Below are 9001 nucleotides of genomic sequence, written 5' to 3' on the forward strand. Positions count from 1 at the left end.
GTCTCAATTCAATACTTGATATCACCGTATTATATATCAAGTAGTTGATTTTTTCCTAAAAATATATTGATTTTTGTCAATATAAGTATAGTTTTGTCTATGAAATTGTCAACTTAGGACTTGCTCACTTTCTAGCTTTTGCAGTGCTTGGGATTGTTGTTGTCGTTGGGTGTCAATTTGGGCAAGATAGGAATATTATTTATGGCTTGGTACATGAGACACTGTTTGATCTGTTGAGCTTACACCAAGGCAGTTTCATTTTCGATTTAGGGACAGCACTTGTTCCCCAACTCACCAGTTTAGAAATTACGCCTTTGGTCACAAAAATGGCAAAGTACGAACTTTGTCGGCGGTTAAAATCCGATCCCAAAACCCAAAATGTCCCCGTAGTCATCTGTTCTTCCAAAGGAGAAGAATTTGATCGCTACTGGGGAATGAGACAAGGAGCAGACGCTTATATAGCCAAACCGTTTCAACCAACTGAGTTGGTAGGAACAGTCAAACAATTACTGCGAGGATAAGGATGATAACAAAATGGTCAGCAAACCAGACTTTTTAAGTGGCAGCAGTCCAGACCAATTTAGCCCAGAATTACAACTAGAAAGTCCTGATAGCGTTAACGTGGCACAAGCCATAGACCCAAAAGGCGAGTTACATTTAAGATTTTATATTCCTTCACAACAGGAGTTTGCATTACCGGCAACTGGGATCAGGGAAGTCATCGAACTCAGTCCTGATCGGATCACCCCGATTCCTAATACTTCTCCACTGCTTTTGGGTACTCTAAATTTACGAGGTCGATTAATTTGGGTAGCAGATTTAGGTCAATTTCTGGGAGATGCCACTCCATTAAACACGGATAGGTCGGAGATACCAGTAATTGCTATTGAAGATCAAGACACAATAGTAGGCTTAGGAGTAGAACAAATATGTGGTATGGGTTGGCTTGATGTACAGTATCTAATGCCAGCCAATAATGTACCAGATACGATGGCTCCTTTTCTCAGGGGAGAATGGATAGATACTGAAAATAATAAGTATCTAAGATTGATTGATCAAACAGCAATTTTGCGGAGTGCTAGGTGGGCAGGTTGAAGTCGGGAGGGAGGATATGGCAGCAAATATAGATGATCGTAATTCAAAATATCAGCAGGCACTAACAGCCTATACAGAAGGAAATTATAAATTAGCCGCTACTTTAATAGACCAAGCGGTGCATAGTTTACCAGATGAACCCAATTCTCATCTGTTGCGGGGTTACATTTACTATGTTTTGCAGCAGTTCGACATTGCCCAAGCAGAATATGAGCAGGTGTTCCATTTGACAGATGATCAAGAAATTTTAGGTTCTGCAACTAACTACCTAGAAAGTATTAAACAATACTTTGAAGCCTTTGGTGAAGATGAATCCACCGTCGAGACTAATCAACAGAGAAATCATCTGGAGTCTAATGGTCTGGTAATGGATGAAGCAGATTTACTAGATTTAGGAGTTATGAGAGACTTGGATAACGCCAACTTTGATTTGAAATCGTTTGGTGACTATGAAGCATCTCAAGACTCGCTTGAAGATATGTCTTTGAGTAATCCTTTTATAAGTGATTTAGATAGTATTAATCTTGACAAGCTACCAGATAACTCAATAGATTTCGGTCATGATCCTTTTGCATTGGATCAACCATTTTCAGAGTTAGGAGCAACCAGCAATGATGCTGAAGTACTAGAAAATTCGGAGTTGCCACTAACTTTAGATCAACCATTTTCAGAGTTAGGAGCAACCAGCAATGATGCTGAAGCATCAAAAGATTTAGAGTTACCTCCTTTTTGGCAAGAAGGTATTTCATCTGAAGAGAATATTGGAACATCAGTAGAAAATAGTTATTTAACGGATCTGGATGCAAATTCAGAACAGGAAATTTCACTAACCAGTGAAGCGGAGACTAACTCACCATTTTTGGGAAAAATTAATTTATCAGGTGAAAATAATTGGGCAAGTGCGCCTGAATTAATGCTGGAACAAGATTCACCAGACTTTGAAGATATGAAACTGGAGAATTTGAAAGTTGCCAACAATAGTCAGGAAAATATTAATGTAGTCATTGAAGAACATGAAATCAATAATGATTTAAATAGACATGATTTGCCAGACAGTAGTGCAAATACATTTTGGAACCGACCAAATCATTTGAGAGAAAAAAAATCAGAAGAATTTGAACCTGAACTTGACACAAGTACCCAAATTTCATCATCTGTGAACAACAATTTTGCCGATGATGAGCAAGGTATAAATTTGGATACAAAATATCATGCAGATGAATTTGATGATGATCATTTCGATTTAGAGGCATTTGAGTCTGCCTTTGGTTCAGAAAGCTTTACCACTGATGAAGAAGAGAATCCAAATGTGCAGGGAGAAAATTCCCCAAACAATATGGAATTTCTGGGCGATTTTGACGAATTTGATGATTTAGGCAGTATTCCCAGTTTTAACCTCACAGGAGAATCTGAGTATCGAGAAATGAGTGTGTCATCACCAACAAGAGAAAGGTCGAATACTGCTAACAGTAGTTTTTCTCAAGATTTCTCCATGAATTCAGTTGATGATGACGATATTGACAGAAATGAAGAACTATTCACAATTACAGGAGCGCAAGAAGCAGTTCCTGTCTTTACCCAACCAGAAGTTTCTAAACTAGAACCCAATGTCAGTGTTGAACAGGGTCTATTCGGATTTTTTGAAAATGCCTCTTTAGATAAAAAGCAATGGTATATCGCTAGTACAGTGGGTTTGACATCCGCAGTAGTAGCAGCTTTGGTCAGTTTTGGAGCTACCACATTTTCTCCACCAGACCAACGGGAGTCAGTGCGAAATACAGGCTGGGCAATGGCTTTAGCCGCAGGACTGGCAGGTGGGATGACAGCTGGTTTCATGGGAAATCTGACACTCAAACAAATTCGCCGCACAACCAAAGATTTGCAAGCTCAGTTTGATGCTGTGCGAGAAGGGAATCTCAATGCTCAGGCTACCGTCTACTCAGAAGATGAACTAGGGTATCTAGCTACCAGCTTTAATGATATGGCACGGGTAATTTTCATGACCACTAATGAAGCCCAACGGAAAGCGGTGGAACAGGAAGAAGCCAAAGAAAACTTGCAACGCCAAGTGATTCGTCTCTTAGATGATGTGGAAGGGGCAGCAAGAGGAGATTTGACAGTTCAAGCCGAGGTGACAGCCGATGTCTTGGGAGCAGTAGCTGATGCCTTTAACCTGACAATTCAAAACCTGCGGGATATTGTTAAACAGGTAAAAATGGCAGCGAGGGAAGTAACCAAAGGCTCAACCAACTCAGAAACCTTTGCTAGAGCTTTATCAGGGTATGCTTTGCGGCAAGCAGAAGAGTTGGCTGTCACCCTTAATTCCGTACAGGTCATGACCGAATCAATTAAACGGGTAGCAGATGCCGCCAAAGAAGCAGAAGTTGTAGCCCGTGATGCCAGCGTGATCGCAGTGAAGGGGGGAGAGGCGGTAGAAAATACCGTAGCGGGGATTTTGGAAATTCGGGAAACAGTGGCAGAAACTACGCGAAAAGTGAAACGGTTGGCGGAATCTTCGCAAGAAATTAACTCTATCGTTGCTTTGGTTTCCCAGATTGCTTCTCGCACTAACCTATTAGCACTTAACGCCAGTATTGAGGCTGCCAGAGCCGGAGAAGCCGGACGGGGGTTTGCAATTGTTGCCGATGAAGTGCGGCAGTTAGCAGACAAATCCGCCAAGTCTTTGAAAGAAATTGAACAAATCGTCATGCAAATCCAGAGCGATACAGGCTCTGTAATGACAGCGATGGAAGAAGGTACACAACAGGTAATTCAAGGGACAAAACTGGCAGAAGAAGCCAAGCGATCGGTAGAAGACATTATCGAAGTAGCTGGTCATATCGACAGTCTGGTGCGCTCAATTACCGCTGATACCGTAGAACAGACGGAAACTTCTCTGGCTGTGGCTCAGGTGATGCAATCAGTGGAACTCACAGCCCAGGAAACGTCCCAAGAAGCACAACGAGTTTCAGGAGCATTACAACACTTGGTGGGAGTATCCCGCGACTTGATCGCTTCTGTGGAAAGCTTCCGAGTGGAAACTATTGAATCTAGGTAAAGGGAGTGTTTAATTTTGGATTTGAGATTTTTTCATCCAAGATCCCAAATCCCAAATTCAACATTCAGCCTTATTCCTGCATTAATGGTCAGGATTCAGAATACAAAATACAGAATAAATAAGACTTTGAACATCCTAATTGATATGTTTTCTAAAATCTCTAATCTGTTAATTCCTGAGCAAGATAATACTCCTGACTCCGGACTCCTGTACGGGTCTTCGCGAAGTGTGCTGGAAGCATCAGCATTCGGGCGAACAATTATTAATTTTTATCACAGGTTATTTTCCGAATGCTTCGCCCCTACTTCGCCCCTACTTCGCCCCTACGACTCCTGACTCCTGAATTCTTCTCATTAATCGTTCATCCTTTATTCTTCATCCTTGTTTATGCAGCTGGAACAACAACAACGGATATTGGGTTACTTCATCGAAGAAGCCAGAGACCACCTGAACACCATTGAACAGGGGTTACTGAACCTACAAGAAACCCTTAATGACCCAGAAATGATCAACGAAGTCTTCCGCGCTGCTCACTCCATTAAAGGCGGGGCAGCTATGCTGGGATTGACCAGTATTCAGCATACGTCTCACAGGCTGGAAGATAGTTTTAAAGTTCTTAAAGAGCAACGAGTTGAGGTTGACCAAAAACTAGAGTCTTTGTTTCTGAGTGTCTCTGATACTTTAAAAGCTTTGTTGGATAATTTGGGTAGTCCCTTTGGTCTGTCAGAGGAAACTGCAAATACTTTGATGTCCGAAACTGAACCGCTGTTTGCAGAACTAAATCAGCATCTAGAAAAACTTTTACAATCAGGAAATATTAACACCCCCATTGCTGTATCTGCACCGACACCACCACCAAAACAGGAAGTTGTACCTCCAGTAAGTACCCAAAAACCGCCAGTAGTCAGCCAAAATAATTGGTCAGATTTTCAAAGTCAAGTCCTACAATCCCTGCGGGAAATGCTGCAACTTTTTAAACAAAGCAGCACACCTTCATCTAGGGAAAATTTACAGTCATGCTGTCAGCAATTATTTAAACTTGGTGAAAAATTTAATTTGCCTAATTGGTCTAAATTGTGTCAATCTGCCAATAATGCGATCGCCAATCCTGATAATAGTTATCTCACTTTAGCCAAAATTATTATTACCGAAATCAAACAAGCTCAAGAATTAGTTATTCACGGTAAAGAAGCAGAAATAACCATTGGTCAAGAATTAGAAGCACTGGAGCTAATTCCAGAACTGGAGTTGTTAGAACTAAATTGGGCAGAGGAAAAACCACAGCCAATCACAGATGCTAACGATACACTAGAAATACAAGAATTACATACAGATAATGTACTGGATAGCAGCGCAATTGTTGAACCAATAGAAGAATTTGACATAGCAGCAGATACAAGCATTCAAGACTTTGATAGTTTGCCAGAAATCGCTAGGGATGACACAGATGTAAATGCTTTTAGTCTCAATTCCTTGTTCACTGAAAACGATGACGAAATACTCAACTTCAGTGGTGATCTTACTAACTTAAATGGACTAGAAGTAGGCATTGCTGAGTTCAATACTCTAGAAGATTTATTTCAAGGTGAGTCTCCCGATTTTGAAAGATGGGAACAAGAACAAATACCAGACACTACCATCAATCAATTAAGAACTGGTGATACTCAGGTTGAAGATAGTGATATTCCTGTAATCTTGAAATCAGAAAATCATGCACCATTAGCATTTGATCAAGAGGAATTAACTCAACCAGAATCTACGGTAGAAGAAAACAGTTTTGATGACTTATTAACAACTACAACTACTGATTTTCTAGAGGAACTGACTGTTGAAGAACCTACATCAGAACACATACCGTCTCAACCAGAAAGTTTGTCTTTAGATTTGTTTGGTGAAATTGAAACAGATACAACAGCCACAACAAATGATTTAGAAATTGATGATTTATTGCCTTTAAATCTCAATACAAAAGCAGAAATTTCTGCCGCTGCACCTGAATATGATCTTAATAGCTTCTGGACAGAAATGGATTCAGAACCAGCACAGTTAAATGCTGCTGAATTAGAACAGGATGTGGCTAAGGAATTAGAAGAAAGTTTATTTGCAGGTTTTGGGGAAACTGTAGCTGATAGTCAGCAGTCATCTAACCTCAACTTTTATTTAGCAGACTTTGATTTGACTGAAAACCAACAACAAGAGATAGGAGATTCCTGGTTGACATCTGGTGGAGATGATTTATTTGCTGATTTAGCAAATTCTCCTTCCACTTCTCCCACAGCAGATAATAATCAGGTGTTATTTCCGGAAATTGATAGCTTCTCCCAACAACCAGCAGCAATGAATTTGATGGCGGAATTTACCGTTCCATCTGCTCAGACAAATGCTGATTTGGAATTGGATATATTTGCTGGTTTTGATGACAACAGTAATGAGGATGTATCACTTTCCTGGGAGAAGATCACAGTAATTCAGTCAATTGAAGATCACCAGGAAACCACAAAGACAGCGATCAATGATCGCAATCTTAGTCAGGAAAAACAGCCAGAGGTATTAGAGCAGGATATAAGTGAAAATCTGGGGATAGATATTGATCTTTCCTTTGATCTTTCCTTAGATGTTGATTTGCCAGAATTGGCTTTAGAACAAGAAGAAATTACAACAGATTTATTTGCTCAAACGCCTCTAACGCTACCTCTAATACTAGAAGCAGCAAATTCTCAACTATTAAAGTTAGAAACCACAACCACAAATACTGCGGAAAATGTAGTAGATGAACTGGCAGAATTAGAAGTATTCAATACTTCAGAAAATGCAGTAGATGAATTTGCAGAGTTAGAAGCATTACTCGATGAAGAAGAATTAGAAACACCCAATCCAAACTCCATTCCAGACGCAGATTTTGCGGCTTTAGAAGCATTACTGGGTACAGATAATGCTTCAGCAACAGAGATACCACAAACGCCACCAAAACCGAGTCCACCTGTAGCTGCAAAAGCTAAAAATATAGCTGTGTCTTCAGACATACCAGATGAATTTAAAGATTTGGAGGAATTACTCCAAGAAGCAGATCAAACAATTAACTCATCAGGAAGAGGGATAAACTCAAATACTAGCAAAGTGCCACGTCAGGCTACTCGTCGTGTTCGAGAAGAAAGCATGAAAATTCCAGTCAAGCAACTGGATGAAATGAGCAACTTAGTTGGGGAGTTGGTGGTTAATCGCAATACCTTAGAACAGGATCATGAGCGTCTGCGACAATCATTAGATAACTTATTGATTCAAATTCAACATCTTTCCGATGTGGGCGCGAGAATGCAAGAATTATACGAGCGATCGCTCTTAGAAGCTTCACTATTGAAGAGTCGCAGAGCCAGAGAAAAAGGTTACAACAGTTCCAATGATCGGGGTTTTGCCTCCGAAGAAATGGACGAGTTTACCGAATTTCACCTACTTGCTCAAGAAACTATAGAATACATTGTGAGAGTTCGGGAGTCAGCCAGCGACATTGACTTTGTTACCGAAGAAACTGAACGAGTAGCACTACAGTTCCGCCAAGTCACCAGCCAACTACAAGAAGGAATAACTAAAGCGCGAATGGTGCCTTTTGCTCAATCTGTTGATCGGTTGCGTCGAGGGGTGCGGGATAACGGCATCAAATATGGAAAACAAGTAGAACTGATGACAGAAGGGGTAAATACATTAGTTGACAAGATGATTTTGGATCATCTGACAGATCCCCTCACCCATATGCTCAATAATGCGATCTCTCACGGTATTGAAACTCCAGAAGTTCGCACAGCTGCGGGTAAATCACCTGTGGGAACAATCAAGATCCGCGCTTTCCACCAAGGTAATCAAACTGTAATTGCTGTCAGTGATGACGGTGCCGGTATTGATCACGAAAAGGTAAAACAGAAGGCACTGCAAAAAGGTGTGATTACACCAGAAGAAGCAAAAACCATATCTCGCCAAGAAGCTTATGAACTTTTGTTTCTGCCCAATTTCAGCACAGCCGATCAAGTTGATGATATCAAAGGTCGGGGTGTGGGTATGAACGTAGTTCAAACTGATATTAACGAAATTCGTGGTACTGTCACCACTGATTCGGTACTAGGTAAAGGAACTACCTTTACTATTCGCCTACCACTCACCCTGAGTATTTGTAAAGCTCTCTGCTGTATTTCCAACAAGTCAAGAATTGCTTTCCCAATGGATGGCGTGGAAGACACATTAGATATACCCGTTACAGATGTTCAGAAAGATGCGGATGGACAATCATTTATTTGGTGGCGGGAAACAGTCCTACCCTTCCGAACTTTACAGGAAATTTTGGTTTTCAATCGTCATGTTGCTCGCGGTAACGTCTATAGCAACACGCGAGAAGATGACACAATTTCTGTGGTTGTTTTGCGCTCAGGTAATACAATGGTCGCTATCCAGATTGACCAAGTGTTGGGTGAACAGGAAATTGTCATTAAGCAATTTGAAGGACCGGCACCTAAACCCATTGGTGTGGCTGGTGCTACAGTTCTCGGTGATGGTCGCATTATGCCTATTGCCGACGTTTTAGAAATTATTGACATCTTCCAAGGTAAGATGTCTAAACAAATTGGTGGTGGCTCTTGGCAACGAAGAACGGCTCTTCCTGTAACGCTCCAGAGGTGAAGATTGATCCGACAGTGTTAATTGTCGATGACTCTATTACTGTCCGGGAATTACTTTCTGCTATATAAAACCTAGACAAAACTAGACTTTACTTTCTACTTCAACGGGAGCATGGGAGCAGTTATCCCTCGGTAGACTTTCACGCTTTAGCCAAACGCGATAAATTAATTGCAGCGTTTAGAT

At 40.9% G+C, this 9001-nt stretch carries 4 protein-coding genes; all 4 read left to right on the plus strand.

Annotated elements, in window-relative coordinates; all coding sequences use genetic code 11:
• The first annotated feature begins 143 nt into the window (after positions 1-143).
• The 4 genes from FFR48_RS30420 (at position 144) to FFR48_RS22015 (ending at position 8818) form a co-directional block, all read left to right on the plus strand.
• Positions 144-521, plus strand: a complete 378-nt coding sequence (locus FFR48_RS30420; RefSeq protein WP_307722535.1) for a response regulator — start codon at positions 144-146, stop codon at positions 519-521.
• Positions 522-534: 13 nt separating this feature from the next.
• Positions 535-1095, plus strand: coding sequence for a chemotaxis protein CheW (locus FFR48_RS22005; RefSeq protein WP_096568170.1), 561 nt, complete (start codon positions 535-537; stop codon positions 1093-1095).
• A 16-nt stretch (positions 1096-1111) separates the two neighbouring features.
• On the plus strand, positions 1112-4153 hold the full coding sequence (locus FFR48_RS22010) for a methyl-accepting chemotaxis protein (protein ID WP_137668849.1): 3042 nt from the start codon (positions 1112-1114) through the stop codon (positions 4151-4153).
• A gap of 387 nt (positions 4154-4540) precedes the next feature.
• Positions 4541-8818 (plus strand): chemotaxis protein CheA, encoded by a 4278-nt coding sequence (locus FFR48_RS22015; protein WP_236104143.1) that lies wholly within the window; start codon positions 4541-4543, stop codon positions 8816-8818.
• Positions 8819-9001 lie beyond the last annotated feature (183 nt).

Origin of the sequence: Sphaerospermopsis reniformis, assembly GCF_005402885.1 — a bacterium.
GTDB classification, from domain to species: Bacteria; Cyanobacteriota; Cyanobacteriia; order Cyanobacteriales; family Nostocaceae; genus Sphaerospermopsis; species Sphaerospermopsis kisseleviana.